The sequence below is a fragment of the Robinsoniella peoriensis genome (assembly GCF_000797495.1).
Taxonomy (GTDB): domain Bacteria; phylum Bacillota; class Clostridia; order Lachnospirales; family Lachnospiraceae; genus Robinsoniella; species Robinsoniella peoriensis.
Map to the genome: position 1 here is coordinate 334900 of NZ_JTGN01000005.1, position 26378 is coordinate 361277.

Annotated in this window: 27 protein-coding genes; 6 read left to right on the forward strand and 21 right to left on the reverse strand. The window is 41.9% G+C overall.

Features of this window, described 5'->3' with window-relative positions; translation table 11 throughout:
- Window positions 1-139: 139 nt before the first annotated feature.
- The gene (locus QR40_RS12310; RefSeq protein WP_052430824.1) at window positions 140-943 is read right to left on the reverse strand and encodes a TPM domain-containing protein; all 804 of its coding nucleotides are present in this window, start codon (window positions 941-943) and stop codon (window positions 140-142) included.
- A 22-nt stretch (window positions 944-965) separates the two neighbouring features.
- On the reverse strand, window positions 966-1544 hold the full coding sequence (locus QR40_RS12315; RefSeq protein WP_027292721.1) for a LemA family protein: 579 nt from the start codon (window positions 1542-1544) through the stop codon (window positions 966-968).
- 308 nt (window positions 1545-1852) lie between these two features.
- On the opposite strand from QR40_RS12315, the gene QR40_RS12320 reads away from it, so the two are divergent.
- Window positions 1853-3607: a S8 family peptidase gene (locus QR40_RS12320; RefSeq protein ID WP_044295226.1), complete on the forward strand. Its 1755-nt coding sequence runs from the start codon at window positions 1853-1855 to the stop codon at window positions 3605-3607.
- Window positions 3608-3706: 99 nt separating this feature from the next.
- Here the strand turns inward: QR40_RS12320 and QR40_RS12325 are convergent, their stop codons facing one another.
- From QR40_RS12325 to QR40_RS12355, 7 genes are all read right to left on the reverse strand, one after another.
- On the reverse strand, window positions 3707-5239 hold the full coding sequence (locus QR40_RS12325) for a glycoside hydrolase family 43 protein (protein ID WP_044295227.1): 1533 nt from the start codon (window positions 5237-5239) through the stop codon (window positions 3707-3709).
- Window positions 5240-5292: 53 nt separating this feature from the next.
- Window positions 5293-6144: a carbohydrate ABC transporter permease gene (locus tag QR40_RS12330; protein ID WP_044295229.1), complete on the reverse strand. Its 852-nt coding sequence runs from the start codon at window positions 6142-6144 to the stop codon at window positions 5293-5295.
- 17 nt (window positions 6145-6161) lie between these two features.
- Window positions 6162-7070 (reverse strand): carbohydrate ABC transporter permease, encoded by a 909-nt coding sequence (locus QR40_RS12335; RefSeq protein ID WP_052430825.1) that lies wholly within the window; start codon window positions 7068-7070, stop codon window positions 6162-6164.
- Window positions 7071-7180: 110 nt separating this feature from the next.
- Complete coding sequence (locus QR40_RS12340; RefSeq protein ID WP_044295230.1) at window positions 7181-8221, reverse strand: extracellular solute-binding protein; 1041 nt, start codon at window positions 8219-8221, stop codon at window positions 7181-7183.
- Window positions 8222-8275: 54 nt separating this feature from the next.
- A complete protein-coding gene (locus QR40_RS12345; RefSeq protein ID WP_044295231.1) occupies window positions 8276-8482 on the reverse strand; it encodes a hypothetical protein in 207 nt (68 codons plus the stop codon).
- A 170-nt stretch (window positions 8483-8652) separates the two neighbouring features.
- Window positions 8653-9726: a LacI family DNA-binding transcriptional regulator gene (locus QR40_RS12350; protein WP_044295233.1), complete on the reverse strand. Its 1074-nt coding sequence runs from the start codon at window positions 9724-9726 to the stop codon at window positions 8653-8655.
- Between the two features lie 231 nt (window positions 9727-9957).
- Window positions 9958-10818, reverse strand: a complete 861-nt coding sequence (locus QR40_RS12355; RefSeq protein ID WP_044288916.1) for an AraC family transcriptional regulator — start codon at window positions 10816-10818, stop codon at window positions 9958-9960.
- Between the two features lie 145 nt (window positions 10819-10963).
- Here QR40_RS12355 and QR40_RS12360 point away from each other — a divergent pair, with 145 nt between their 5' ends.
- Window positions 10964-13138, forward strand: coding sequence for an alpha-L-rhamnosidase (locus QR40_RS12360; RefSeq protein WP_044295234.1), 2175 nt, complete (start codon window positions 10964-10966; stop codon window positions 13136-13138).
- A 76-nt stretch (window positions 13139-13214) separates the two neighbouring features.
- On the opposite strand, the gene QR40_RS12365 is transcribed toward QR40_RS12360, so the two are convergent.
- The 12 genes from QR40_RS12365 to QR40_RS12420 all read right to left on the reverse strand — a co-directional run bounded on the left by QR40_RS12365 (window position 13215) and on the right by QR40_RS12420 (window position 22123).
- Entirely contained in the window at window positions 13215-13628 is a 414-nt protein-coding gene (locus QR40_RS12365; protein WP_027292712.1) for a hypothetical protein, read from the reverse strand.
- A complete protein-coding gene (locus QR40_RS12370) occupies window positions 13612-13845 on the reverse strand; it encodes a helix-turn-helix transcriptional regulator (RefSeq protein ID WP_027292711.1) in 234 nt (77 codons plus the stop codon). Before QR40_RS12370 ends, QR40_RS12365 begins: the two co-directional genes overlap by 17 nt.
- A 66-nt stretch (window positions 13846-13911) precedes the next feature.
- Complete coding sequence (locus tag QR40_RS12375) at window positions 13912-14901, reverse strand: CobW family GTP-binding protein (RefSeq protein ID WP_044295236.1); 990 nt, start codon at window positions 14899-14901, stop codon at window positions 13912-13914.
- 53 nt (window positions 14902-14954) lie between these two features.
- Window positions 14955-15845 (reverse strand): TIGR03943 family putative permease subunit, encoded by an 891-nt coding sequence (locus QR40_RS12380; protein ID WP_044295238.1) that lies wholly within the window; start codon window positions 15843-15845, stop codon window positions 14955-14957.
- Window positions 15842-17404 carry a permease gene (locus tag QR40_RS12385; RefSeq protein WP_044295240.1) on the reverse strand — a complete coding sequence of 521 codons (1563 nt, stop codon included), beginning with the start codon at window positions 17402-17404 and terminating at the stop codon, window positions 15842-15844. Before QR40_RS12385 ends, QR40_RS12380 begins: the two co-directional genes overlap by 4 nt.
- Before the next feature lie 14 nt (window positions 17405-17418).
- Complete coding sequence (locus QR40_RS12390) at window positions 17419-18219, reverse strand: metal ABC transporter permease (protein WP_044295242.1); 801 nt, start codon at window positions 18217-18219, stop codon at window positions 17419-17421.
- Entirely contained in the window at window positions 18216-18878 is a 663-nt protein-coding gene (locus QR40_RS12395; protein WP_044295244.1) for a metal ABC transporter ATP-binding protein, read from the reverse strand. Before QR40_RS12395 ends, QR40_RS12390 begins: the two co-directional genes overlap by 4 nt.
- A 45-nt stretch (window positions 18879-18923) precedes the next feature.
- Window positions 18924-19976 carry a metal ABC transporter substrate-binding protein gene (locus QR40_RS12400; RefSeq protein WP_152614207.1) on the reverse strand — a complete coding sequence of 351 codons (1053 nt, stop codon included), beginning with the start codon at window positions 19974-19976 and terminating at the stop codon, window positions 18924-18926.
- 109 nt (window positions 19977-20085) lie between these two features.
- Entirely contained in the window at window positions 20086-20409 is a 324-nt protein-coding gene (locus tag QR40_RS12405; protein WP_052377675.1) for a hypothetical protein, read from the reverse strand.
- Window positions 20410-20451: 42 nt separating this feature from the next.
- Window positions 20452-20856, reverse strand: coding sequence for a Fur family transcriptional regulator (locus QR40_RS12410; RefSeq protein WP_044295246.1), 405 nt, complete (start codon window positions 20854-20856; stop codon window positions 20452-20454).
- Window positions 20857-20955: 99 nt separating this feature from the next.
- Window positions 20956-21189, reverse strand: coding sequence for a hypothetical protein (locus QR40_RS12415; RefSeq protein WP_044295248.1), 234 nt, complete (start codon window positions 21187-21189; stop codon window positions 20956-20958).
- Between the two features lie 34 nt (window positions 21190-21223).
- Complete coding sequence (locus QR40_RS12420) at window positions 21224-22123, reverse strand: AraC family transcriptional regulator (protein ID WP_044295250.1); 900 nt, start codon at window positions 22121-22123, stop codon at window positions 21224-21226.
- A 166-nt stretch (window positions 22124-22289) separates the two neighbouring features.
- Here QR40_RS12420 and QR40_RS12425 point away from each other — a divergent pair, with 166 nt between their 5' ends.
- From QR40_RS12425 to QR40_RS12440, 4 genes are all read left to right on the forward strand, one after another.
- Window positions 22290-23048, forward strand: a complete 759-nt coding sequence (locus QR40_RS12425) for a sugar phosphate isomerase/epimerase family protein (protein WP_044295252.1) — start codon at window positions 22290-22292, stop codon at window positions 23046-23048.
- Between the two features lie 94 nt (window positions 23049-23142).
- Complete coding sequence (locus QR40_RS12430) at window positions 23143-24315, forward strand: Gfo/Idh/MocA family protein (RefSeq protein WP_044295253.1); 1173 nt, start codon at window positions 23143-23145, stop codon at window positions 24313-24315.
- Window positions 24312-25316: a Gfo/Idh/MocA family protein gene (locus QR40_RS12435; RefSeq protein ID WP_044295254.1), complete on the forward strand. Its 1005-nt coding sequence runs from the start codon at window positions 24312-24314 to the stop codon at window positions 25314-25316. Before QR40_RS12430 ends, QR40_RS12435 begins: the two co-directional genes overlap by 4 nt.
- Before the next feature lie 62 nt (window positions 25317-25378).
- Window positions 25379-26221 (forward strand): sugar phosphate isomerase/epimerase family protein, encoded by an 843-nt coding sequence (locus QR40_RS12440; RefSeq protein ID WP_044295255.1) that lies wholly within the window; start codon window positions 25379-25381, stop codon window positions 26219-26221.
- Window positions 26222-26378 lie beyond the last annotated feature (157 nt).

Here is a 26378-nt window from a genome sequence, read left to right on the forward strand (position 1 = left end):
CATGGGCTTATTTGTCTTTTTTATTATGCAAATTAGCTATTTTATTTTCCGCACACTACCTCTATCTTCAAAGCGTCCCTTACTCAGCTAAACCCCAATTTAAGCCAAAATTGTTTGGCCTGGGGAATTGCATGGACTTTTAAAATCTCCCGGAAGCCCCGCCGCCGCCTGAAGAACCGCCTCCGCCAAAGGATCCGCCGCCACCGAAGGAACCGCCCCCGAAGGAGCCGCCGCCGAAAGAGCCACCGCCAAATGGGCCTCCAAAGAATCCGCCGCCGCGTCCGCCTCTGCCGCCGCCTCTTAAGAAGATTACGATAAAAAATAATATCAGACCTATGCTGATAAACGAACCTCCATTTGATGATTCCCCGTAATCCTCATCAGCAAAGCCCTCTTGTATATTGGCATCGTCCAGGTTAGATGGTTCTTCCAGGTTATATTCTGCGTACACTTCCTTTAATACACCGGTAAACATGGTCTTCATCCCCAAGTCCCAATTATCTTCTTTTAAAGCCGGTGTACCCAGATTGCGGATGATTCTTCCTGCCTTGGCATCATTAATCGCCCCCTCAAGTCCATATCCCACTTCAATTCTAACTTCTCTTTCCTGTAAAGCCAGAAGAATTAAGACACCGGAGTTCTTGGATTTATCACCAATTCCATATTCCCGGAACATCTCATTGGCGTAATCTTCAATAGAATTTCCATCCAGGGTCTGTATCGTTGATACAACAACCTGTGCTTTCGACTTGTCATTTAGCAATTTACTCTGTGCAATCATATATTGTTTCGTTTCATTACTCAAAAGTCCTGCGAAATCATTTACATAAAACTCTCTTGTGGGAGCCTGAATACCGGCTGCCGCTTTTACCGGTAAATAAGCCAGCATCAGCACCATCGTAACCATAAGGCTATATGCAAAAATATTTTTTATTTTTTTCATATGACTCCTACCATACCATCTCCTATTGCCCCTCAAAATTGACTTCCGGTACCTGCTGCGCCCCTTCGGCAGCCTGGAAATATTCTGCTTTCTCAAATCCCAGCAGATTAGCAAAAATGTTGGAAGGAAATCTTCTTATTTTCTGGTTATAATTTTTCACTGCATCATTATAGTCTTTTCTTGCAACTGCAATCCGGTTTTCCGTGCCCGCAAGTTCATCAGAAAGAGCGATAAACTGTTGATTTGCTTTTAGATCCGGATAATTTTCCACAACCATAAGCAGTCTGCTCAGTGCACCGGACAATTGATTGTCAGCATCTGCCTTTTCTTCCATACTTGCAGCTCCTGCCAGTTTTGCTCTGGCATTGCTTACATCTTCGATTACCTCTTTCTCATGTTCTGCATAACCTTTTACCGTATTTACCAGATTGGGAATGAGATCTACTCTTCTTTGGAGCATCGTATCAATATTAGCCCTCTGATTTTCCACATTTTCATTAATTCCTACCAGGGAATTATACTGGCTGATACCAACAACTACCAGTATTACAATAATTCCAACAATTACCCATATTGCGATTTTACTTCCAGATCTTTTCATGTTTTCACCCTCTGCACATTGCCGTTAACATCAGCAATGCTGCCGCCTCCTATTGATTTCTGTTGATTCTGCTGCCTTATTTGAAATATATTATATTTATTTTTATTGTATGAACGTTTTCTCTTTCTTAACATTCTATATTAGTATTTACTATCCTTTGTAATCCATTCAGATTTTTATTATAGTAATTTTTTATCTTTCTATACATAAAAACAAACTAAAAACAGGCTTTCTGTGAAAAATAAGAACTATGGTCTTTCTTTCCGGCGATTTACATATATTGTAGAAAATGATTCTGGGAGAATTTCATGGAATGCAATCAAAATGTTGCCTCTGAAGAGTTTGCTGATTTTATCATATCGAATAGCAATTATAGTTTAGATGATACACTTCAGAACAATCCTTCGGCATGTGGGGATTATGTCGACAACCAATTTTCTATAGTATATATTCCCATGCAGGAAGCAGCTCCAATAACTACAGAAAAATACGAATATTATTCTATTCCAAATCTTTATACCACTCTCGATACATCCAGCATGGAAGCATCCGGTATATTGGATACCATTGAACAACCTCTTTTGAATTTGCGGGGACAGGGAACTATTATTGGATTTATTGATACCGGAATCAACTATCAAAATCCGTTATTCCGGCTTTCAGATGGCAGTTCCCGTATTTTGGGAATTTGGGATCAGACCTTACCGTCTTTGGAAATTCCCCAGAAATTACCGCCGGGAATACCAGGTTTCACTGTAAATGACACCATTATTTATGGAACAGAATTTACGAATACCGAAATTAATGAAGCTCTGGCATCCGAAAATCCATTAGAGTTAGTTCCAAGTACAGACACCAACGGACATGGAACCTTTCTGGCTGGCATAGCCGCAGGTACACAATCACCAAATGGAGATTTTATCGGAGCCGCGCCGGAATGTAATATTGCAGTCGTTAAACTCAAACCTGCAAAACAATATTTACGGGATTTCTACTTAATACAGGACTCTGCTGTAGCATATCAGGAAAATGATATTATGATGGGAATTAAATATCTGACACTTATATCTGCCCGATATAAAATGCCATTGATCATTTGTCTCGGACTTGGGACTAACATGGGAAGCCATGAAGGAACATCGCCGCTTGGGCTGCTGTTAAGAAGATTAAATCTGATGACAGGATTTGCATCAGTTGTAGCTGCCGGAAATGAAGTAGGAATGTACCATCATTTTTTAGGCAATATCAAAACCGGTTTGGAATATGAGGATGCAGAAGTATCCGTTGGCGTTGATGAAAAAGGATTTGTGGTTGAACTATGGTCATCTCCCCCGGAACTTTACACCGTCGGTTTTGTATCACCTACCGGACAAACGATCCCACGCATTCCCTTGATCGAGGAAAGAGACACACATGTGACTTTCACACTGGAAAACACACAGATTACAGTTCATTACGACATATCGGAAATGGGCTCCGGCAGTCAGTTTATCACTATGCGGTTTCAGTCGCCTACACCGGGAATTTGGAGAATCCGCGTGTATAATTATCTATTTATCAGCGGCAGTTACCATATGTGGCTCCCGATTCAGGGATTTATTTCCCGCTCAACCGTTTTTTTAAAACCGAATCCGTTTACTACAATCACAGAACCGGCAAACGCCTACAGTTGTATTACTGTCGGAGCCTACAACCATCGGGATGGCAGTCTGTATATTCATTCCAGCTATGGGTATAACCGCATTAACTTTCTGAAGCCAAATCTGGTTGCACCCGGAGTGAATGTATATGGCCCTGCTGTGTCCGGCATACCTGCAGAATCCGGCATACCCATGACCTATCAGACCGGAACTTCCGTAGCCGCAGCACATGTTGCAGGCGCTGCAGCCAATCTGATGACCTGGGGCATTGTGCAAGGACATAATCCCGGTATGAATGCAAATTCTATCAGAACCTATTTAATCCGTGGTGCTGACCGAAATCCTGCGTATGTTTATCCGAACAGGGAGTGGGGTATGGGTACGCTCAATCTCTATCAGACGATTCTAAGGCTTCGTGAGTAGATAACGGGCTTTTGAAAACAAAAATACATCCGCAAGCCAGAGGATTCATTACAAAAAAGTAATAAAATTCTCCGGTTTGTGGAATGCTTGCCTTTCCGCCTAATAATCCAATACTTTTACTGCGAAATCTTTAAAAACAGCCTCGCCATTTTCCGCAAACAACCCTATAAATGTCCCTGTAAAGGTCATCGATTTAGTACCTTCTGTACAAAGCCCTGCTACCAGTCCAGAACCCAATTCAATATAATCATTCCCATTCAGGCTATAAAAAAATTTATAGTAAGTACGATCTGATTCCATTTTCAGCATTATCTCTTCAGCCATTGGAATATCAACACTGGAAGTAACCGTAAAAATATCATGAATATGTTTAGCCAGACAGATTTTCCATGTATTGAGTACTCTGGTGAGATATATTTCATAATGGTAAGAATCATTGTAAAAAGTTGTCAAGCCGGCACGCATGCCCTGTATTGCATTTGTTATACGTACTTTGACCGTTGAAATAGTATAAAAACCTTTTTGCCGAACTCCAAGCCAGGTCGGACTGCCAATGTCATTTAAGGTAATATTTGTACCTCTTAGAATCAGTTCCTTATTTACTGTATCTCTAATATAGTTTTTCATCATAGGATTTCTGAGGAAATTGTACTGGGGATAGAAAGATTCCCATGAAAAATTGTCGCAAAAATCCCGGTTTACAGGCTGTACTGCTTCTCCTGGAAGAGGACCATCCATCTCCAGCGCAATCAGTCCGTCTTCACCAACTACCGGCCATCCTTCTTTTGTCCATTTAACAGGTGCAAGAAATGTTTCGCGGCCTAAATTGTGGAGAAGTACACGGTTCGTTTTTTCCTGGCATGGACGAATACCGAGACACACTAACCACCAGTTTCCATTCTGATCTTCTACCATGTCAGCATGTCCTGTGCAGTAAACTTCCTCTCTCATATCATTTCTGTGTGTAAGAATCGGATTATCAGGACATTCTTCAAAGGGTCCATAAGGGCTGTCAGCACGCATTATCGTTTCCATATGCCCATATTCTGTGCCTCCTTCAGCCAGCATCAGGTAATACTTCCCAAACCATTTATAAAGATGTGGACCTTCGGCATATCTTCCTCCGCATCCTCTGCTAATTATCATGCTCCCGGTAAGGATTTCTCCGGTAAAAGGATCGATCCGGCACAGGTAAATTGCAGTCTCTCCATTTTCATCAAGATCAGTGGAAACAAAATATACAGATCCGTCATCGTCAAAAAGCAGAGAAGGATCAATTCCTCCCTGATCTATCCAAACCGGATTAGACCAGCCCCTCACTATATCTGTTGTATGTACAATGAAATTACCTTTGCCCGAGACATTTGTTGTTACCATGAAAAATGTTCCGTCGTGATAACGCAGCGTAGGTGCAAAAATTCCTCCGGAAGGTCTGCAATTATGCAAAAAAAGCTGTGTCTCATTTACAAGACAATGTCCCAGTAGTTCCCAATTGACTAGATTTTTACTGTGATAAACAGGTACTCCCGGAAAAAATTCAAAAGATGAATTAACAATATAATAATCTTCTCCTACTCTACAGATCGAAGGATCGGGATTGTATCCGGAGATGATCGGGTTTTTGTATTTCATTTAAATGTCCTCCAATTTTTTTGAATTTGTTTCTGTAACTTTGCTTGGGTGCGTCATCCCTTTAGCCCCGACATTTTAATCCCCTGTATAAAATATTTCTGACAAGTTGAAAAGATCAAAAGTACAGGAAATAAAGATATAAGAGCCATTGCCATCATCTGTCCCACCTGAACGTTTCCCTGGGATCCTTTGAAAAACTGCAATCCAATTGCAATTGTGAATTTATCGTCAGAATTCAAGTAAATCAACGGGTTAAAAAAATCATTCCAGTTATACACAAGCGCCATAACCAAAACTGCAAGCATAACCGGCCTGACTGCTGGGAGAAGTATTTTGGTAAATATCTTCAGTGAATTGGCACCATCTATTTTTGCAGCTTCGTCTAATTCTCTGGGTAATGTGCGAAAAAACTGAATAAATAGAAATATATTAAATGCCCCGCCACCCAACCAACTGGGGATAACCAATGGCCACATCGTATCCACCATTCCCAGTTTATAGTATAAAAGATATTGTGGAATCAAAGTGACCTGTGCAGGCAGCATCATAGTCCCCAGAAGTACCATAAACAATACCTTGGCATACCTGGCATCAAACCTGGCAAATCCATAAGCTACAATCGAAGAAGAAAGTACCGTCCCTGTAGTAGCTATAAATGTAATCATTGCCGTATTCTTAAAATACAAACTGAAATTTGCTCCTTTCCATCCTTCCACAAAATTTTCCAATGTTACATGCTCCGGAAACAATACCGGAGGCATTTTATAAATATCCGTCATAGGCTTAAAGGATGTTGAAATCATCCATATAAACGGGAAAAGGCAGATTGCTGCTGCCACTATTAGCACAAAGTATGTCATGGTTCTTGCTGCAAGCTTCGTCTTTTTCTGTGATCTTATACGCATCTTATTTCCCTCCCCCATCAATCATCATAGAACACCCAGTACTTGGATGTTGAAACTGTTATAATGGTAAACAGCATAATCACAGCAAACATACTCCATGCCATCATAGAAGCATATCCCATCTTCCCGTACAAAAATCCATTATTATACAAGTGCATCGCCGCTGTATAAGTGCTATTCAATGGTCCTCCGTTGGTTAGGATCATCGGCTGCTGGAATACCTGAAAAGCAGCTATTACTGTAACGATCAAATTGAAATAAACGGTAGGCGTACACAGCGGCATTGTAATATAACATACCTGACGAATTGATCCTGCACCATCAATTTGCGCGCTTTCGTAATAGGACTGGGGGATATCCTGAATTCCAGCCAGCATGATAATAATATTATTCCCTATCGTCCACAAAGACAGAATTACAATAGAAATCATTGCCACGTTTTTATCACCAAGCCAATTGGGGCCTTTTATGCCAACCAGAGATAATATATAATTGATGATCCCATAATCCTTCTGGAAAATCCATCCCCACAAAATTGTAACGGCAACACCAGAAGTAATATATGGTATGTAAAAAGCCGTACGGAAAAATCCCAGATTTTTAACTTTCTTGCTCAGTAATAATGCTATGAAAAATGAAAGGATAATACTTCCGGGTACAAACATTACTACAAATTTCAAAGTGTTCATAAATGCCTTTATAAATAAAGGATCATCTGTAAGTGCGTATACCCAGTTTTCAAATCCTACAAATTCTCCGTTTCCTGTCAGATTCATATTCGTGAACATCAAATAAAAAGAATATAGTATTGGATACAGTGTAAGAACGACAAAGCCGATCAGCCATGGTGCAGTATATAAATAAAAATTTCTGGACTCTCTTCTTTTCATGACGGAAACTTTTTTAGCTATTTTGGGTTTACTCATTTTCCTTGCCTCCAATTCTTCTTTTAATACATTTCAACTTCTTTTTTTGTAAAAAGCCGGACATGTTAACCGGCTTTTCATACTGTAAACATACAAAAATTGTAACCCTATTAATTTCCATTTGCCTCGTTGAAAGCTTTTTCCAGAGCAGGATAATATTCATTCATAGCTTCACCCGCTGTCTTGCCATCAATGGTCACAGACTGCCAAATCTGTGTATATACGTCTCCTGCCGCTGAGAACGCACCTCCCCAGATATTTAACTTCGCATCCTTCATGCCATCCAGATAAATACTGTTGCTGACAGGACCATATTTCAAATCTTTATAATAACTCTCTGCTATTATTTTGCATGAGGTAAGTCCTATATTGCTGGTTTCTTTCGCCATATCTTCATTTGCATAAGCAGCATCTTTTACAAAAGTCCATGCCGCATCTTTATTCTGTGACGTTTTCAACACCGCATAACCAGTTGCGTACATAAGGTTATTTTTACCTCCCGGTACCCTTGGCATGGTTACTGCTTCCCACTCAAAATTCTCTCCGATTTCATCTGCTATCAATTTTGTTTCAAATCCTCCCAGTGTGTACATCGCAGCATGTCCGGATACAAATAACTGTTCCTTGGGCAAACCCTTTGCTGCTGTGTCATCAGGCATGGCCTTACTCTGCACTAAATCCCCAAAAAGATTCAGGCCGTCTTTTACCTCCTGACTATTTACTTCGCATGACTTCAAATCATCAGAATAAGCTTTTCCACCTTTGCAGATAACAGACAACCCCGCATCTATCCAGTGATTTACCATTCCATAAGTTGCATCTGCGCCTTCACCGCCCACGAACTTTTTAGCTGCTTCCGCCAGGTCATCCCACGTCCAGTCTGCTGTAGGATAGTCCACTCCGAACTGATCGAACATATCTTTGTTATACGCTAAGACAAATACATTTTCTAATAAAGGCATTGCTTCCAGTTTCCCATCAGGACGATAATATGGATCAACCATCCCCTCTGAAATAACAGACTTTAAATCCACTCCTTCTTTTTCAACATATGGATTCAGATCTTCATAATAATCTGTGTACAGCCCATAGTAATCCGGAGACATCTGTATAACATCAGGTCCGGTACCGGCTGATAATGCTGCAGTCATTTTCTGGTCCCATACATGGTCAGCTGTGGGAATTACCGAATGTTCAACCTCTATTTAAGGATGTGCTTTCTTAAATACTTCAATCATGTTTTCTCTGGATTTTTTTTCTTCATCTGCCCCCCAGGACCAGATAACCAGTTTCTGTTTTCCTTTGACTTCCTCTCCAGTTGTTTTGGTTTCCTCTGATTTTCCTCCACATGCCATGAGGCATACTGACATAATTACCGCTAAACCAACAGATATTACTTTTTTAAAAATCATACTTCTTTCCTCCATCCATTTTTACTTATATATCTGAGCTGCGCGCTTAACTCTGACATATTTATACACATGCATATTACAGGCAAGCCTGCAATACTGCCACAATTAAACAGGTTGAAAGAATCACATCATAGCGTCCTTTCTGCATCGTAATTTTCTTTCAACCTTTCTCAATTCAAATTCTTTACCGTCTCTCCTTCTAAGATTGCTAAGGGAGAATAATTCATGTATCTATATTTATTCCCTTCGAGAATATCTATAAGGACATCCACACATTTTGCACCCTGACGCTCTGGATAAATATCAATAGTAGTCAGTTTTGGTTCATAGCGTTCCCGAGTAAATAATCCGTCGATTCCCATGATAGAAATGTCTTCCGGTATTCGCAAACCGTGCTTTTTCAGCCCCTCCATCATACCAAATGCCATATCATCATTAAAACAAATTACCGCAGTAGCCTTATGTTTTGAATTTCTGTAAATATCAGCAGCTTTCTTTCCTAAAAAAAACAAATCCAGATAAATAAATCCCTCCGCAGCCCTGCTGAAATCCGGTTTATCTTCACCCGGAATATCAGTATTATTTAAATTGCCCTGAATATCCAGTAAATACTGTATACACCGCTTACCTATCTCATTAGTCATTCGTTCCTTCCAATATTTATATCGGAGGTTTGCATATCCTTCATTGAAAGGAAGCGCCATGCCAATTTTTTTGTGCCCGTGGTCAATCAGGTAATCAATCGCCATATTAATAACTTTTTGATTGTCAATTATTACTGCGGGCATAGGCTTTTTAAATGCACAGGATGGGTCAAACGAGGCCGTAACAGTCGGAAGATAATAATTTTTTCCTACTGATTCTGCATAAGCCTGTGCTACACTTTCCGTTGGAAAAAGAATTCCATCGGCTAATATCCTTTTCACTATCTCAAAGTCTTCTTCATTCATAATAGCCAAAACATGGTATCCCTTTTTTTCAGCTTCTCTTGCCATCCCATGATACATCTGATTATAGTATACCCCCGTCATATCTCCACAGAAAAATAATAGTTGATATGTTTTCTTCTGCTGCAAAGCCATTGCTACCGGGTTCGGCATATAATCCACCCTATTGGCAATATCCAGAATTTTCTTCTTCTTCTCCTTATCCACATATCCACTGTTATTCAGAGCCCTGGAAACTACAGAGGCAGATACTCCTGCTTCATTGGCAATATCTTTTCTAGTTACATTTTTCCCCATAAAAATACCTCATTTATTTGTCTCTTTTATACTATTTGTATAATCAACATACTATATTATATCGTCAAATATATCAATATACAAAAATGTGGTCACGAATCCACTAGGATAAATACCGAATAAAAGTAAATTTTAATTTTTTCTATGAATTTATTTTGTAAATTTTAAAGCTAAAAAAGGCCGATTTCAAATTACGAAATCGGCTTACGACGCTCCCAAAAAGGCATCCTGTTATGGCATCAGCTTCCTATATTCTCTGGGAGACATCATAACAAGTTTTTTAAACATACTGTTAAAAAACTTAATATCATCATATCCCACGGCACTTGCTATTTCAGATATCCGCAAATCGCTTCCGGCAAGCAGCACACAGCTTTTCTCTATTCGAATCTTCTGCAGGTATTCCCGAAAAGTAATTCCGGTCTCCTGTTTGAACTTCCTGCTTATATACTGCAGGCTGAAATGATGCTCCTGACAGAACATACCAAGCGTGATGTGCTCCCTGTAATTCCTGTCCACATATTGTATCGCATCTAAAACAATCTCATTTTTAGTGATTCTCACACTGCTCTTTACTATACCACGCAGAGTAAGTATCAGAATCTCGATCAGTCTGCAGCGGAAAATCTCCGTATACCCCGGTCTTTTTTCCCGGTATTCTTCTGACATACCGGTCAGCAGCTGCAAAACCCTCTTGTCTTCGTCATGAAAGATACAGTTAGCCGGAGTCTGCATAAGTGATGGTGTATAGTACCGGATGAGACACCCCTGTATCAGTGCATCGAATGAATGGCACCCATGCAGTGTGTTATCTATAACTTCCGGAAGGAACAGACAGTTAATCAGATTCAGATTCCTGCTCTGGGAATAACAATGGACGCTCCCATAATCCACTATAAAATAATCCCCCTGCGTAAGCTCGCTGCTTACATCATTCAAGGTATGGATACAAGTGCCGCAGGTTACATAAACCAGTTCAAAAAAACGATGGTCATGGCTTTCCATATCATCCTGGCTGCAAGGCATCATCACCAGATTTTCTTTATCTCCTAAAGCAATCTGCTTCATATCAATCGTACTTTTTTTCTCCATAAAGATAAATTCACCCCCTATTTAAGTAGAAATCAGGTCTTTTTTTCCATTTTATTCTCTGGTATCATTAATGTCAAGAAACAACCATACATACTTAAAGAAATTTACAATCTCAGGAAATTAACGTAAAATGGAGGTAACTTTTATGGAATGGAAGGCAAAATGGATTAAACCCTCACTTGAAATGGGCGATGTGTGTCCTATGTTTAAAAAGAAATTTCAGACTACTGAAAAAGTAAAAAAAGCAACACTGACAATCACCTCTCTGGGGGTGTATGAGGCTCTGATAAACGGCAGCCGGGTAGGTGAGTTCATCCTTGCACCAGGCTGGACTTCTTACAAAAAAAGGCTCCAATATCAGGTATATGATGTAACGGATCTGCTGGGCGAAGAAAATCTGCTTCTTGTCACCGTAGGAAAAGGCTGGTACCGCAGCAGAATGCCAGGATGGGCCAGTTCAAAAGTGCAGTCTGCATTACAGCAAAATCCTGCAGGACTTCTGGCACAGCTAGATATTGTCTTCGAAGATGGCAGTAAAGAAACAATTATGACAAATGAGACATGGACTGCTGCCGAAAGCAATGTCCGTTTTTCAGAAATTTATGACGGGGAAACCTATGATGCTTCTTTCCAATCTGCCGATGAGACAGAAGTGTGTACTTTTGACGGACCTTTTGATACACTGATCTCACAGCAGGGTGAAGAGATACGGGAACAGGAAAGAGTTTCTGCCGCATGTATTTTTACAACCCCATGCGGAGAGACCGTAGTTGATTTCGGTCAGGAGGTTACCGGTTATATTGAGATTGAAGTTGATGCCAAAGCAGGTGAAGAAGTTTTGCTGTCCCATGCCGAAGTTATGGATCAGGATGGTAATTTCTATACCGAGAATTACCGTTCCGCCAAGGCACAATTGCATTATATCTGCAAAGACGGGCACCAGATCTACAAACCAAAGCTCACGTTCTTTGGCTTCCGTTATATTCGTATTGATAAATTTCCGGTTGCTGTGTCCGCTGCAAAACCAGAGAATTTTACTGCTGTGGCTGTTCATTCCGAAATGAAAAGAACCGGATTTTTACGTTGCTCGAATCCATTGCTGAATAAACTCTTCGATAATATTATATGGGGTCAGAAAGGTAATTTTGTAGATGTTCCAACCGATTGTCCCCAGAGAGATGAGCGCCTTGGCTGGACCGGAGACGCACAGGTATTTATTAGAACGGCATGCCTGAATTACGACGTAGAAAAATTCTTCACGAAATGGCTGGGCGATATGGCAGCAGACCAGAAAGAGGATGGGCAGGTAGGCCATGTAATACCCAATTTGCTGGATGATCCGGATAGCAGTGCTGCCTGGGCAGATGCTGCCACAATCTGTCCCTGGGAACTCTACTTAGCTTACGGCAACGATGAAATATTAAAATCCCAATTCAATTGTATGAAAAAATGGATTGGATATATTACCACCCATACAAAAGATGAATACCTCTGGACCGGAGGAATCCATTTCGGAGACTGGCTGGGGCTGGATGCACCGGATGGCAGCTATAAAGGATCCTCCAGGGAAGATTTTATTGCATCTGCATTTTATGCATATTCCACCTCGCTGGTAATAAAAGCCGGTAAAGTTTTAGAAGAAGATGTTGCAGAATATGAGACACTCTACAAGAAAATCTTAACAGCTTTCCAAAAGACTTATACTGAGTATCATACACAGACCGAATGTGTACTTGCGGTATATTTTAAACTGGCACCTGACTGCCAGGCTGCTGCAGACCAGCTTGCAGATCTCGTGAAAAGCTGTGGTAAACAGCTTCAGACAGGTTTTGTGGGAACACCGTATCTGCTGCATGTTTTAAGCGAATATGGTTATACACAGCTCGCATATGACCTTCTGCTGAGAGAAACTTATCCCTCCTGGCTGTATCCAATCACAAAAGGTGCTACTACTATTTGGGAACATTGGGATGGAATTAAGGAAAACGGAGATTTTTGGAGTAAAGATATGAACTCCTATAACCATTATGCATATGGCTCCGTAGCGGACTGGGTATATGGAGTAGCTGCAGGCATTACGCCTCTGGAGGAATATCCTGGTTATGAAAAAGTTCGAATTGCTCCTATGCCGGATCAGAGGCTTGACTGGCTGGAAGCAACACTGGAAACGCGGCATGGAATTATCCGCTCCGGCTGGAAAATCGAAGATGCATCATGGCGCTATGAGATAGTAACTCCTGTAGCAGCTGATATAGTAATTGCCGGACATGAATATCATTTAGAAAAAGGCAGTTATCTTTTCTATAGTAAAATTAAATAATCTATCTGATAGCAGCTGCCGCAGTACTGGGCAGCTGCTGGATAAAGTTTCAAAGAAGACTCGTTCAGCATTTGGATTATTCGTGTTTTTCCAGATAAATATTAACGGCCAGGTATATAAGAAACATTAGAACAAGCACTGCACATAATGTCCCGGCTATGACTAAATAATATTGATACTTAAAGATTCCATATAAAAGTGTGAAGGTAAAGGTTAGACCGCATATCACATAATTCATAGCCTTGATGACTAAATGACTGCTTTTCATAACCAGATATAAATCTCTTTCATCCGTGTTTTCTGCCAACTCTTCTAAAACACCCTTTTTCGAAAACCCTCTTATAAAGTTAACTGCTGATAAAGCTGCCAGCAAAACGCCTGATATCATGAGTCTCTTTTCATAATAGCCGAAATAGGAAATGAAACATACAATAGATAAAATTGCTGTCATAATTCCAATAACTAAACCACGTTTATTTTTTACTTTCATTCTCTTTTTCCTCCATTTTCGAGTTTTCTTTTAGACAGCATAAATCCTCAATACTTACGTCAAATATTTCAGAAATATGGTATGCCAGCATTAGAGATGGATTATATTGTTCTTTTTCGATAGAAATAATCGTTCTTGACGAAACATGAACCAGGTCAGCAAGCTGCTGCTGCGTTAATCCCATACTCGTTCGCAGTTCCTTAACTTTAGTCTTCATACAACACCTCTTTCTAATGTGAAGCAGACTTCTCATGAAGCCAACTTCATATTATACCGGAACATATCATTTGTCAACAAATAATTCCTGCAGCCTTTCTGTATCTAAAGAAGTCCCGATCACGCAGACTTTTCCGGTATATTGTGGTTCGCCTTTTATAATTTCCCACTCACCGGGCACCATATTAAAATAAATCCACTCTCCTTTTATACTTTCTACAGAACCCTTTGCACGTAAAACCATGCCGTTAACGGTATCCTCATCTAATTTTTTCAGTATCTGGTCTAACTCCTGTTTTGTAAAAACCTTTGCCGTCTCCTTGCTCCAGCTGCTAAATATTTCATCTGAATGATGATGGCTTTCACAGCTGCATACCCGAGGTGCATTCCGATGATGAAGGGATTTTTCATGACCGCCTTTCTCATGGAAAACATCCTTCTTTTTTCCCCCGGTGTTTTCTGCTTTCCCTTCCATTACTTCCAAAATCTGCAGCCCCTTTAACTTTTCCAGAGGCGTCGTAATTACGGATGCCTTGGGGTTGACTTTACGGATTTCCTCTCTGCACTCTATTATTTTTGCTCTGTCTGCTTTATCGGTCCGGCTCAGCAAAATTGTATCTGCATTCCTGACCTGGTCGTTAAAAAATTCCCCGAAATTCTTTTGATACAGACCAAACTTCATTACATCCGCCACAGTAAGGCTGCTTTCCAATATTACGGACTGTTTCCCTTTCATCTCCTGAACTGCCTTGATTACATCTGATAGTTTCCCAACACCGGACGGTTCAATAAGAATACGATCCGGGCTGTATTTTTTCAGCACCTCCTCCAATGCCTTGCGGAACTCGCCTTTCAGGGAACAGCAGATACATCCCGAATTCATTTCCCGGATCTCAATGCCGGTTCCTTTTAACAGACCTCCATCGATGCCGATTTCTCCAAACTCATTTTCAATTAACAGAACCTTTTCCTTTTGAAATACTTCCCGAAGTAATTTCTGAATCAACGTTGTCTTACCTGCACCTAAAAATCCTGATATAATATTTATCTTTGTCATTTTGATTCTTCTCCTTGCTGAAATTTATTAAGACGTGCTACGCCACATTTTTCTTAACGAACTACTGGATAGACATAATCCTGTTCTGCCTTATCCGCATCTTCTATTCCGGTTACCTGGATTTCAATTCCTTTATCTTTATTATAATGGAAAATTCCCGTTACGGAAACCCATTTATCCTGTTCTAGATTTGACGCATCATCCCAAATGCATATTGGTCCGCAGGGAGAAAGGTCTGCTATGCAGCAGCTCATTAATAACCTGGTCACGGCAAACTCGTTTTCTTCAAAAGACTGATCCCGGTAAACTGTCCCATGCATTGTTATCTGATATCCATCATACTTATCCGAATAATAGCTAAGCTGCAGCAGCCAATTATAAAAATCTTCATCACGAACTGTTATGGTTCTGTTTGCCTCATCCAGACCTGCCGGAACCGGTTGTTTTTGTTTATTTGGCGTAGTTGGTGTGGTATTATCCTGAGCCTCGGTATTAACTTTCGTTTCCGGATTCGTCCCATCTGTTACTGATTTCCCGGCTTTCATATCTGTCTCATCCGTTTCGGACTCTCCTGCATAAGCCTGCCCGTCTTCTGGATTCCCCCCATCTATCATCTTTTCTGACTTTCCCGATCCACCACTTAAATAGCTTCCAACTGCTGCAGCGGACGTAAATGATCCATGGGGAAGTAGTATAATCATTAATGGAATCACCAGAATCAGACATCTGTTCATATTCATCTTATACTTTGGTATGCCTGCCTTCCAGAAACGAGACAGCGCCCAGATCATCGTGACAATTCCGGTAAAATACAGAAAAGGCTCCATCCTTGGTGTAACAAAAATAAGATAACTTTTACTGTAAGCCATAGCAAACATCATAACGGAGAACAACAGGTAGCAGGCACCTTCCAGCACCGCCTCATAATTCACGTAACGTTTCATAAAACTACACCGCCTCCTCCCAGCAAACCAAATATCAGAACAATGCCAAAGCAGACAACGAGAGTCGTTAATGCCAGCCTGACTACAAATGACTTCTTAAAATACCCATTTAACATCAGCAGATTCTTAATATCCATCATAGGTCCAAAAACCAGGAAACCCATCATTGGCACAAAGGAAAACGTACCGGACATACTTCTGGCAACCACTGCATCCGACGAAGAACATAAGGATAACAAAAATGAAAGGGCAATCATAGCCAAAAGCGCAATTGGCAGGCTTATAGTCCCCAGCCCTTTCAGCCAACTCAAATCAGCCACCTGAAATACAGAAGAAATGAAGATTCCGATAATCAAATATTTCCCAACATTAAAAAACTCCATCTGGGAATGTCTGAAAAACAGTTGGACTTTACCAGAAATTCCTTTCTGTTCTCCGATCTCTTCGTAACATCCGCAGCTGCAGCAGCCAAAATCCTCAGCCCCTTCTTTTAAGATCTGCTGCGGTCTTTTCAGAAAAAAAGTAAGTCCAATTAAAAATGCACACAGCAGTCCCAACCCCATCCGGTAGATTACAATCCGAATATCCAGGTTAAATGCATAGTAAGTAGACAACAGTACTACCGGATTGACCACCGGCGCTGCGGCCATAAAACAAATGGCTGCCTGTATGGGAACTCCCTTTTTCAGCAGGCTCTTGAAAACTGGTATAGAAGCGCAGTCGCAGACAGGCAGAAAAAATCCCCCCGCCATCCCAATGAACATTCCAAGTATGGGATTTTTCGGAAATACACGCTCCATCCAGCTCTGGGGCAAAAAGACCTGGATTGCCGAAGACAGCAGAACGCCCAGCAATAAAAACGGTACCCCCTGCAGGAATACTCCCATAAAAAGAGTAAGAATGGTGTTGAGTGGCAGCCCTTTTTGTTCCAGAAATGGTGCCGCCAGTATCAGACTCCCTATTACCCCAATGCTGGCAGCCGCCGGAACATAGGGTGCCATTCTTTTTTTCTGAACCGTCTGCTTCATTTCCGGTTGAGAAAGCAGATGGACTTCCGATCTGGAAATACCGTGAATCTTCTGTTCAAACCTGCTTCTGTCCTCTCTGGTCTCTGCATTGCGAAGAAATGTCAGGTCACTGGCTGCCACCTGAGAAATTGGTGCTTCTCCGGTCTGCCCAAGCAGCATATCCGCCACAGGCACATCTGCCAGATAGATCACTTTTGCGATATGGAAAAGTTCGCCCATCCGAAGCTGCAGAAAAATACGTTCCAATTTTGAAAATGCCTCCATCCCATTCCATTCCACCCAGATTTCATCAAACTTCTGATGCTGCATTATCTGGCAGATTTCATCTGCAATACGTTCAAAGGAATGCTCCAGTTCTTTTTTCGACCAGCCAAGAAGCTTGCAGTGCTGCTTGGCATACAATATCTGTTCCCCTTCTTCAAATTGCAGAACCAGTATTTCTTTTCTTCTGCAATGGCGAAGCATCTGGGATATGAATGTTGTTTTGCCGCTATCCAGGAAGCCGGCAACTACATATAAAGGTGTTGTCATAATGCTCCTCCTTCCTATTTTTTTATCAGCGCTTTTCGAAAAACAATAATGACAAACCATACCACTTCCAAAAGTACGATTGTACCTCCCGGTTTCCAACCGGCATAATAGGAAAGTATTAATCCAGCAATTGTTGTTGACACCGCAACGATTACGGCCCACAGAAGGGCTTTTTTATAGCTTCGTCCCATCTGCATTCCGCAGGCTGCCGGCACCACCAGCATAGAAGAAATGATAAGCGCCCCCACCGTACGGGATGCTATCGATATGGTAAGCGCCGTCAAAACAGTAAACACAAAATTAATCCTCTGAACCGGTACACCGGAAATACGCGCTGCATTTTCATCAAACCCTATGTAAAATAATTCTTTATAAAGTAGCAAAACCGTAATCAGCACAATCAGACTGATAACAGTAACCAGTACAAGTTCCTCCCTGCTGATCGCAACAATGCTGCCAAATAAAAAACTGCTGAAATTCGCACTGTTTTTTACAAACCCGGACAATACCCCAGCTAAACCAATACCCCCGGACATAACAATTGCAATAGCCATCTCCGAATAGCGGGGCAGTTTCTTACGGATCCGCTCAATCCCCAGTGCCGCAGCCACGCATACCACTGCCGCACTCAGAACCGGATTGATACCAAAGATCAGGCCTGCTGCCACTCCTGCAAGTGAAGAATGGGAAAGGGCATCCCCGATCATTGACATTCTTTTAAGCACAATTGTCATCCCAATACACGGGGTTATCAGCGCCAGCAAAATGCCTGCCAAAAAGGCTCTCTGCATAAAACTATATTCCAGTATACTCATTCTCTGATTTTCCCCTCTTTCATCTTAAGTATCCGATGCGCTCCAATACAGTCTGTGGTACTTCCATGGGTAACCAGGAATATCGTAACTTTGCGGCTCAGATTAAGTTCCTTTAACAACCGGTAAAAATTCTTAACTGATTCCGCATCCATCCCTGCAGTGGGTTCATCCAGAACCAACAGCTCCGGATTACCCACTAACGCCCGTGCCAGCATAATTCTTTGCTGCTGCCCTCCGGACAGTTCTCCAATCCGGTTCTTCATAAAACTCTCCATTCCAAGTTCCTCCAATGTTTTGCGTACACGATCCCGGTGCATTCTGCCCGGCAAACGAAATCTGCCAATCTGCAGATAAAGACCTGTCAGCATAATTTCTTCCACCGTTGCCGGAAAACTCTGGTTATGGCTAATACTGTTTTGCGGGACATAACCTATGCGGCCACCGGAAAAAACATGGGTTGTTTCCTTTTCGAATATTTCCACACGCCCTTCCTGGGGCTGTAATTCCCCCAGTAAAAGTTTTAATAGGGTACTTTTTCCACTTCCATTTTCTCCGGTAAGAAGCACATACTCCTCTTCCCCGATTTTTAAACTCAAATTTTTCAGAATCGGTACATCTGCATACCGAAAAGTGATATTATCCATGCTGACTATGTTCATGAAGCGTTCCTTCCTTACTATTATTTTTAACTATTTAGCACACTTCTATTTTAAGGCTTCTTCCAGCGTTTTCAGATTGTCCCGCATTACAGAAAAGTAGTCCGCACCCGCCGAAAGCTCCTCATCGCTTAATCCTTCCAGCGGATTCAGAACTTCTGTCTTTGCTCCAATTTCGCTTGCAATTGTTTTTGCAACTTTTGGACTTACAAGCTCTTCAAAAAAGATTGTTTTAACATTGTTTTCCCTTGCAAACTGAATAATCTCATTCATTCTTGCCGGGTCCGGCTCGGAATCCGGCAAAAGACCTTCGATCCCAATCTGATTCAGTCCATACGCTTTACAGAGATACCCAAAAGCTTCATGCGCCGCAATCAGGTCTTTGCTTGCTGTTTTTGCAATTCCTTCTCTATACTCCTGATCCAGCTTTATAAATTCCGCTGCATAAGTTTCATAATTTTTTTCATAGTAATCCTTGTTCTCCGGGTCTGTTGCCACAAAAGCATTTTTAATGTTCTCCATCTCCGATTTAGCATTCATCGGATCAAGCCATACATGAGGGTCGCAGCCAGAGTATTCTTCGGTTTCACCCTCGGTATTTATTTTGCCTTTATCATCGGTTTCACTCTCAGCGTCTGTCTTACCATCCCCCTCATGGCTGTGGGTTTCTTCCATGAGTTTTAATCCTTTCGACGCTTCTACGGTAGTCAGCTTCTGATTATCCAGTGATTCCAATATATTTTCTACCCAATGTTCCATACCGGCACCGTTGTAGACAAACACATCTGCGGTCTCTAATTCTCTGATATCCGTTGCTGCCGGCTCCCAGTCATGAGGTTCTGTGCCTGCCGGTACCATATTAATAACTTCCACTTTGTCCCCGCCTATTTTTTTAGCAAAATCATACATGGGATAGAAACTCGCTATCACTTTTAACTTATCTCCGGCATTATTTTCATCGGTTTCCCCACTGGCATTGCTGTTTATCTGGTTAGCCATTTCTTTGTTCTCATCTGCCCCTATACTGCTTTGTTTTCCACAACCTGCGCAGCACAAAGAAACCGCCAGCGCAGACAGGATAATGTACACTGATTTTTTCATGATGAAATCCTCCATATTCAATTATAATTTTGGTAATTTGGTAAAATGGGCGCAAAAAAACAAGGTTTCTTTCTGCAAAAAGGCAGAATTCTCCCTTGCGTCCGCTGATTTAATCGTTCAGCCTTACCTTATAAGATATGAGTGTTTTTCTCTGAAAGAATTGATAAAATGACGGTATCATAGCGATAAATGCTGCTACAATACAAACTACGGAAGCAAAACAAATTATAGCACTTCCAATCTGATGAATCAGACTTTCTGCATGCTGTATTTCGGCACACACCGGACAGCTTTCACCTGTACATTGATGATGGATATTTTCTGCAATAAAAAAATTAGAGAGAAATAGAACGCTTAAAACAGCTGCAATCAGAAGAATGGCGGCAGCTTTTTTGTAGACTTCTTGAGTTTTATTATGCAGATTCATCATCATCGTTATTTCTCCCTCCTTTCAGATTGCATTTATTGTTCAGCTTCAGCGGCAATGACTGCAATAGCCATAGAGTGTCGTGTGCTGCTGATCCAGTTCAAAATGATGTTCTCTTAAAATATGGATGGAAAAATCCTCCATACAATCACATTTTAAAGGAACCGTTTGTCCACATTTCAGACAAACCAGTTTCCCATGATTCTGTTTATCTTCATCTCCTATATACCTATATTGAGCAGGGGAACCGTCCATAGATGGAATTTTAGTAACCATTCCTTCCTGGTGCAGCCGCTCCAGCATACGATATAAAGTAGTCTGGCCTGCATGCATTCCCTCATTGCGCATATAATCCATAAATTGTTCAACTGTATAGAATTTCTCCTGGTTCGCTTTCAGACATTGCAGGATATTCTCCCTTTGTTTGGTCTGATACTGACCGCGTTCCCCCACCGTGTTTTCCTCTTTTCTTCAAATATGAATTTGAAAATCATTTTCATTTTATAGCAGATTGTATATTTTGTCAACTGCTATTCTATAAATCTCAGGGATTTAGCTGAGAAAGGGACGCTTTGAAGATAGAGGTAGTGCACGGAAAGAGAAGGGGGCGGACCATGGCAGGCGTTTGGAAGGCTTACCGCAGAACTGGCATTTTCTAACCTTCCCGGTGAATGCCCGCGTGCCGCCAAAAAGCGCTTCGGAAAGGTTAGAAAATACCAGTTCTGCGGCCAGCTGACGGAGTCCATACAAGTTTCCCACTCCAATCTTGACCTGCACCATCTCCATCTACAAAGCATCCCCTTCTCAGCTAAACTGCTTCCTACTTTTTCACCATAATACTTTCTGCAGTATGCGGATCAATGATACCGCTCACAGGCGGAAGCACTCCCCTGTCCCTAAGTGGAGAATGTCCAAGGATTCTTTTATAAGCACGATAAAAAGCGGAATAATCTGCAAATCCTGAGGCGGCGGCCGCATCTGCCGCGCTGCACCCGTTAATCAGCAGCTGTTGGGCAAAGATCACCCGCTTTTGCACCAGGTAATCAAAAACCGTAGTCCCAACTGCCTTGCGGAAAACTCTGTTCAAATAATGTTTGCTCAGCAAAAATTTCTCAGCCAGATTATCCAGCGTAATTTCCTCTGAAAGATGGCGATTCAGATAAATTAAGATCTTTGTTGCCAGGTCATTGTCCAGATTATGCCCATGAACTCCGCTTTCTTTACCGATTATGGCAACAATACGGCCAAGAACGGCTTCCATACCTATGGGGATTAGCTGTTCCTGAAGTCCGGACGGGCTTTTCACATATTCACAGAGTGCCTGCAGGCAGGCATCCAGTTGAAATTGTCTTACATTTTCAAAATATATTTTCTGTTTTGGATTTTTCTCAAAAGCTTGAAATACCGATAATAATAGCCTTCGATGTTCAATGGAGATAATATCCGGATGAAAATGAAGCGCATATCTCCGGTAATGGCTGTCGGAATTAATTTTTACTCCATGAAATACATGGGGCGACAGCAAAAGAAGGCTGTGGGAAGTAAGGCAATATCGCTGTCCTTCCACCAGGTAGTCCGCATCTCCTTCTACAAAGTAAAAAATCTCGTAATAATTGTGACAATGCAGATCATACTGATCCGTCATATACTGTGTATCACTATAGCCGACATTGATCAGTTCCAGATAACGGCTGTCCTGTTCTTTTTCATTTTCTGGCATTTTATAACCTCCCTCAACCGTAACATAAAAATACTATAAAACATCAGAGCGATATTTGCAATATAATCGACTCTTCAGGCAATGGTATTTTTATTATAAATAGGCTATAGTTTCTTCAAAGCTCCGGTAAACAAAAATAAAAACACCGGACAGAAAGGATATTATTATGATAACAGGAGCACAGCTTTATACCGTCAGAGATTATATCCAAACGGAAAAAGATTTTACATTTACAATTAAGAAAATAGCAGCCATGGGCTATACAACGGTGCAGATATCTGCGATCGGCAAGGATATTCCTGCTGAGCGGATACGGGAAGTGTGTGATGAAGCAGGTTTGGAGATCGTTTTAACCCATAATAGTGCTGACCGGATTCTATATGATACGGATGCACTGATTGCAGAACACAATCTGATGGGCTGTAACTATATCGGGCTGGGCTGTATGCCGGACAAATACCGCAGTACAGACTGGATTTCTCATTTTGCCGATGATTTTCTGGAACCTGCTAAAAAAATTGCTGCTGCCGGAAAACTCTTTATGTACCATAACCACAACTTTGAATTTGAAAAACTGGGACAGAAGCGTATCCTGGAATATCTTCTGGAAGCCTTTGCGCCGGATGAACTGGGCATTACGCTGGATACTTACTGGGTCCAGGCTGCAGGCGGTGACGTATGCCACTGGATTACGAAATTAAAAGACCGTATTCCCTGCGTCCACCTGAAAGATATGGCAGTTGATCATGGTACTGCTGTCATGGCACCGGTAATGGAAGGAAACCTAAACTTCACTCAGATTCTGCAAACCCTTGAACATACAAACTGCAAATATCTGCTGGTGGAACAGGATATCTGCCAGACCGGCCCCTTTGACTGCCTGCAGAAAAGCTATGACAATCTTGCTGCTGCAGGTTATCGTTAAAACAATCATCCCGGGGCGTGTCTGGAAAATCATTTTATCACTCTGACACATCCCAACCTCCGTAAGAAGTGAAAAATAAAATGAGGAATAGAATATGGATAAAATAAAACTTGGAATTATCGGAATTGGAAATATGGGCAGCGTTCACGCTGTTTCGCTGAGTGAGGGAAATATCCCTGAACTGGAATTAACCGCAGTAGCCGATATACGGGAATCCAGAAGGTGCTGGGCAAAAGAACAGCTCCCTAACAATGTACAGATCTTTTCAGATGGAGACAGCCTGATGGAAGACGGATGCTGTGATGCCGTACTGATCGCTGTCCCCCACTATGACCATCCGCGTTTTGTCATAAACGCATTTGCCCATGGACTTCATGCCATATGTGAAAAGCCGGCGGGTGTATACACGCTGCAGGTACGTAAAATGAATGAAGCGGCAGCCAAAACTGACCGGGTATTCGGCATGATGTTTAACCAGCGCACCAATCCTGTGTACCGTAAGATATATGAAATGGTGCACAGCCAAAAATATGGTGCATTGAAAAGAGTGAACTGGATTATAACCGACTGGTACCGGACCCAGGCATATTATAATTCCGGTGGCTGGCGCGCCACATGGGCAGGGGAAGGCGGCGGCGTTCTGATTAACCAATGTCCCCACAACCTGGACCTTCTGCAATGGATCTGCGGAATGCCTGCAAAGGTACACGCGTTCTGCCACATGGGAAAATGGCATGATATTGAAGTCGAAGATGATGTAACCGCATATATGGAGTTCCCAAATGGTGCCACCGGCGTATTTGTAACTACAACGGGGGATGCCCCTGGTACCAACCGTCTGGAAATCACCCTTGAAAAAGGCAAAATAGTCTGTGAAAATAATGTTTTACGCTTTTATGAACTGGATTGCAGCGAACGGGAATACTGCTTTACTACCCCGGAAGGCTTCCGGCCTCCAGACGGACACTGGACCGAAATAGTTACAGAAGGCGAAAATCTGCAGCATACAGGCGTCTTAAGAGCATTTGCCGCAAACATTTTAAGAGGGGAGCCCCTGGTGGCAAACGGCGAAGAAGGCATAAACGGTCTTACACTTTCCAATGCTATGTACCTATCCGGCTGGCTGGGCAAAACAGTGGAACTTCCAATAGATGAGAATCTGTTCCTGGAAAAATTAAATGAGCTGCGCGCGAATTCTAAGATGAAAGAAGTGCAGGAAATAACATTTAATACAGAAGGAACTTACGGTTCGGGGGGAAAACCATGAGAGCGGCTATAGTAGGATGCGGCAGTATTGCCCACGTCCATGCAGAAAGCATCTCCCGGTTAAGCGATATCACCCTAACTGCATTTGCTGATATCATCGGGGAGCGGGCACAGGATTTCCGGAACCGCTACGGTGGAAATGCCTATTCCTCACTGGAAGAAATGCTGGCAAAGGAAAAACCGGATGTGCTGCATATCTGTACACCCCATTATTTACATGTACCAATGATGCTGTATGCACTTAAGCACGGAATTCACGTCTTTTCAGAAAAACCACCGGTAATCTCAAAAGATCAGCTGGATGAACTGCTCTCTCTCCATACAGAAAAGTATATGGGATTTTGCTTTCAGAACCGTTATAATCCCAGCATCCGCCTGGTAAAAAAACTGCTGGAGTCAAAAGCTGCCGGAAATGTCATAGGTGCAAGAGGAATCGTTACCTGGGAAAGGGATGCATCCTACTACAACGAAAGCGGCTGGAGGGGGAAACAAGACACAGAAGGAGGCGGAGCGCTGATCAACCAGGCCATCCACACAATGGATCTGCTGGTTTATCTGCTGGGGACACCGCTCAGTGTAGATGCCGGAATGCACAATCATCATTTAAAAGGGGTGATTGAAGTAGAGGATACACTGGAGGCATATATCCGTTTTCCAGATGCAAGTGCTGTCTTCTATGCAACCACTGCTTACTGCGAAAATGTCCCTCCACTGATCGAACTGTCCTGTGAAGACAGAACCATTCGGATTGAAGACCACGCGGTCACTTATTACTACCGGGATGGGCGCATAGAAACTCCCAAACTTTCCTCCGCGGAAGCACTGGGGAAAAGCTACTGGGGAAGCGGGCACGTGAGCTGTATAGCAGATTTTTATAAATCCCTCTGTGAAAACAGCCAGTTTAGCCTGGATCTTCCGGGAACACTGGATACCATCCGTCTGATGCTTGCTTCTTATGAATCCGCCCGAACTCAGAAAGAAATTTTTCTCTTAGATAACTAAGTGAAAACTATATAACATACTCAAATAGTATTTAACACGTTGGAATAGAAAGGATTACAAATATGTTGGAAAATGCAAAGATATCCTGTTTCGCTGACGAAATTGACACAGACCTGAAAAAACAGATAAAGCTTTTGAGAGAATTAAATATACAATTTATAGAATTCCGCAGTGCCAATTACAAAGGCATTGCAGATTATACCCTTGCAGCGGCGTTAAAAGTCAGGAAAGAACTGGATCATAACCGTATTGCTGTTTCTGCCATCGGCTCACCCATAGGGAAAATACATATCACTGATGATTTCACTTCACACTTTAAACAATTTCAGCATATAGCAGAACTGGCTGATATTTTTGAGACTCCTTATATCCGGATGTTCAGCTTCTATCTCCCCAAAGATGGCGCGCCCCAGACCCATAGGTATGAGGTCCTGAAACGCATGGATCTGCTGGTGAATTACGCTGCAAAGAAAAATCTGATATTGCTTCATGAAAACGAAAAAGGGATCTACGGCGATACTGCCTCACGCTGTTTGGATTTGATGAAACAATTCTACGGACCGAATTTCGGTGCCACCTTTGATTTTGCCAACTTTATACAATGCGGGCAGGACACCCAGGAAGCTTACGAAATGCTGAAACCATATATTGTGTATCTTCATATCAAAGATGCCATACAGGCTACCGGGGAAATTGTTCCAGCCGGCAAAGGAGACGGACATATCTCTTCTATCCTGAAACAACTGGATCAGTGTGGATACAGCGGATATATCAGTCTGGAACCTCATCTTGCGGACTTTGATGCCCTGAAATCACTGGAACAGGAAGGGCAGCAAAGAGGGAGGACAGATGGAGCCGAGGCATTCCGAATGGCCTATCAGGCATTAATGAGCATCATTCAGTAACTTGCCCCCCGCCCAAAGACAGCGTACATTTTTCTAACTTCATACGTTTGACCTCATGTGGTGTGATATACTATGCTTTTTGAGAAATATGATATTTGTTGTAATAAACAGCCTTTAAAATATAGGAAATAGGCAGGGAATCAATCTTCCCTGCCTA

Coding starts and splice junctions, on each gene's coding strand:
- QR40_RS12420 (WP_044295250.1), bottom strand. CDS start 22,123: ATGCCAGAAAATGAAAAAGAACAGGACAGCCGTTATCTGGAACTGATC.
- QR40_RS12370 (WP_027292711.1), bottom strand. CDS start 13,845: ATGAAGACTAAAGTTAAGGAACTGCGAACGAGTATGGGATTAACGCAG.
- QR40_RS12375 (WP_044295236.1), bottom strand. CDS start 14,901: ATGACAAAGATAAATATTATATCAGGATTTTTAGGTGCAGGTAAGACA.
- QR40_RS12315 (WP_027292721.1), bottom strand. CDS start 1,544: ATGAAAAGATCTGGAAGTAAAATCGCAATATGGGTAATTGTTGGAATT.
- QR40_RS12360 (WP_044295234.1), top strand. CDS start 10,964: ATGGAATGGAAGGCAAAATGGATTAAACCCTCACTTGAAATGGGCGAT.
- QR40_RS12425 (WP_044295252.1), top strand. CDS start 22,290: ATGATAACAGGAGCACAGCTTTATACCGTCAGAGATTATATCCAAACG.
- QR40_RS12320 (WP_044295226.1), top strand. CDS start 1,853: ATGGAATGCAATCAAAATGTTGCCTCTGAAGAGTTTGCTGATTTTATC.
- QR40_RS12415 (WP_044295248.1), bottom strand. CDS start 21,189: ATGGAGATGGTGCAGGTCAAGATTGGAGTGGGAAACTTGTATGGACTC.
- QR40_RS12400 (WP_152614207.1), bottom strand. CDS start 19,976: ATGAAAAAATCAGTGTACATTATCCTGTCTGCGCTGGCGGTTTCTTTG.
- QR40_RS12395 (WP_044295244.1), bottom strand. CDS start 18,878: ATGAACATAGTCAGCATGGATAATATCACTTTTCGGTATGCAGATGTA.
- QR40_RS12430 (WP_044295253.1), top strand. CDS start 23,143: ATGGATAAAATAAAACTTGGAATTATCGGAATTGGAAATATGGGCAGC.
- QR40_RS12390 (WP_044295242.1), bottom strand. CDS start 18,219: ATGAGTATACTGGAATATAGTTTTATGCAGAGAGCCTTTTTGGCAGGC.
- QR40_RS12340 (WP_044295230.1), bottom strand. CDS start 8,221: ATGACTGCAGCATTATCAGCCGGTACCGGACCTGATGTTATACAGATG.
- QR40_RS12365 (WP_027292712.1), bottom strand. CDS start 13,628: ATGAAAGTAAAAAATAAACGTGGTTTAGTTATTGGAATTATGACAGCA.
- QR40_RS12440 (WP_044295255.1), top strand. CDS start 25,379: ATGTTGGAAAATGCAAAGATATCCTGTTTCGCTGACGAAATTGACACA.
- QR40_RS12435 (WP_044295254.1), top strand. CDS start 24,312: ATGAGAGCGGCTATAGTAGGATGCGGCAGTATTGCCCACGTCCATGCA.
- QR40_RS12335 (WP_052430825.1), bottom strand. CDS start 7,070: ATGAGTAAACCCAAAATAGCTAAAAAAGTTTCCGTCATGAAAAGAAGA.
- QR40_RS12330 (WP_044295229.1), bottom strand. CDS start 6,144: ATGCGTATAAGATCACAGAAAAAGACGAAGCTTGCAGCAAGAACCATG.
- QR40_RS12385 (WP_044295240.1), bottom strand. CDS start 17,404: ATGACAACACCTTTATATGTAGTTGCCGGCTTCCTGGATAGCGGCAAA.
- QR40_RS12310 (WP_052430824.1), bottom strand. CDS start 943: ATGAAAAAAATAAAAAATATTTTTGCATATAGCCTTATGGTTACGATG.
- QR40_RS12350 (WP_044295233.1), bottom strand. CDS start 9,726: ATGGGGAAAAATGTAACTAGAAAAGATATTGCCAATGAAGCAGGAGTA.
- QR40_RS12325 (WP_044295227.1), bottom strand. CDS start 5,239: ATGAAATACAAAAACCCGATCATCTCCGGATACAATCCCGATCCTTCG.
- QR40_RS12405 (WP_052377675.1), bottom strand. CDS start 20,409: ATGATGATGAATCTGCATAATAAAACTCAAGAAGTCTACAAAAAAGCT.
- QR40_RS12380 (WP_044295238.1), bottom strand. CDS start 15,845: ATGAAACGTTACGTGAATTATGAGGCGGTGCTGGAAGGTGCCTGCTAC.
- QR40_RS12345 (WP_044295231.1), bottom strand. CDS start 8,482: ATGATTTTTAAAAAAGTAATATCTGTTGGTTTAGCGGTAATTATGTCA.
- QR40_RS12355 (WP_044288916.1), bottom strand. CDS start 10,818: ATGGAGAAAAAAAGTACGATTGATATGAAGCAGATTGCTTTAGGAGAT.